The organism is Amycolatopsis sp. NPDC102389, assembly GCF_044765885.1.
Taxonomy (GTDB): Bacteria; Actinomycetota; Actinomycetes; order Mycobacteriales; family Pseudonocardiaceae; genus Amycolatopsis.
In genome coordinates, this window is the sequence record NZ_JBIWKX010000126.1 from 1,778 (window position 1) to 3,579 (window position 1,802).

The 1,802-nt window shown below is 55.3% G+C and carries 1 rRNA gene (cut by a window edge); it reads left to right on the top strand.

Annotated features, from left to right (window positions below):
- Positions 1-56 precede the first annotated feature (56 nt).
- Positions 57-1,802, top strand: a 23S ribosomal RNA gene (locus ACIRGA_RS40755); its annotated part runs 1,383 nt beyond the window's last position; the annotation flags it as partial.

Sequence of the window (1,802 nt, forward strand, 5' to 3'; positions counted from 1 at the left end):
GAGTTTGTTTCTGGTGTGGTGTTTGAGAACTGTAGAGTGGATGCGAGCATCTTTGTGGTCAAGTTGTTAAGGGCACATGGTGGATGTCTTGGCTTCAGGAGCCGATGAAGGACGTGGGAGGCTGCGATATGCCTCGGGGAGCTGTCAACCGAGCTGTGATCCGAGGATTTCCGAATGGGGAAACCCAGCACCAGTTATGTGGTGTTACCCGCATCTGAATATATAGGGTGTGTGGAGGGAACGCGGGGAAGTGAAACATCTCAGTACCCGTAGGAAGAGAAAACAACCGTGATTCCGTGAGTAGTGGCGAGCGAAAGCGGAAGAGGCTAAACCATGCACATGTCAAGCTGTCAGGCGTTGTGTGTGTGGTGTTGTGGGACCCAGCGTCGAGGATCTGACAGTCCTCGGAACGGTTACGCGTGTTAGTGGAACGCCTTGGGATGGGCGACCGGAGTGGGTGAGAGTCCCGTACGCGAAAACACGTTGTGGATTGTTTGTCTGGTGTTCCCGAGTAGCAGCGAGCTCGTGGAATTTGCTGTGAATCTGCCGGGACCACCCGGTAAGCCTAAATACTTCCTGAAGACCGATAGCGGACTAGTACCGTGAGGGAAAGATGAAAAGTACCCCGGGAGGGGAGTGAAAGAGTACCTGAAACCGTGTGCCTACAAGCCGTCAGAGCCCGAGCACATCCTTGTGATGTTGAGGTGATGGCGTGCCTTTTGAAGAATGAGCCTGCGAGTTAGTGCTGCGTGGCGAGGTTAACCCGTGTGGGGTAGCCGTAGCGAAAGCGAGTCTGAATAGGGCGAATATAGTCGCGTGGTCTAGACCCGAAGCGGAGTGATCTACCCATGGCCAGGCTGAAGCGTCGGTAAGACGACGTGGAGGGCCGAACCCACTTAGGTTGAAAACTGAGGGGATGAGCTGTGGGTAGGGGTGAAAGGCCAATCAAACTCCGTGATAGCTGGTTCTCCCCGAAATGCATTTAGGTGCAGCGTCACATGTTTCACCACGGGGGTAGAGCTACTGGATGGTCTAGGGGCCTTACCGGGTTACCGAAATCAACCAAACTCCGAATACCGTGGTGTGAGAGTGTGGCAGTGAGACGGCGGGGGATAAGCTTCGTCGTCGAGAGGGAAACAGCCCAGAACACCAGCTAAGGCCCCTAAGTGTGTGCTCAGTGGGAAAGGATGTGGGATTGCCCAGACAACCAGGAGGTTGGCTTAGAAGCAGCCACCCTTGAAAGAGTGCGTAATAGCTCACTGGTCAAGTGGTCCTGCGCCGACAATGTAGCGGGGCTTAAGCACACCGCCGAAGCTGTGTCATTCGTGCATATAGATCGGCGTCTCTCTTGAAGAGATGTCTAGTCGCACGGATGGGTAGGGGAGCGTCCTGCATCCAGGGAAGCGGCGGCGGAAGCCAGTCGTGGAGGGTGTGGGAGTGAGAATGCAGGCATGAGTAGCGAATGCAGAGTGAGAAACTCTGCCGCCGGATGACCAAGGGTTCCTGGGCCAGGCTAATCCGCCCAGGGTAAGTCGGGACCTAAGGCGAGGCCGACAGGCGTAGTCGATGGATAACGGGTTGATATTCCCGTACCCGAGCACGTGCGCCCAGGATGAGGCGGTTGATACTAACCACCCAAAGCCAGTTACCGAAGTCTTCGGACGGAGGTTTCTGTGTGGAGCGTGGGATCTGATTCCGTAGTAGTCGAGTGATGGGGTGACGCAGGAAGGTAGCTCCGCCAGTGAGTGGTAGTACTGGTGTAAGCGTGTAGGCCGAAACATAGGTAAATCCGTGTTTCACAT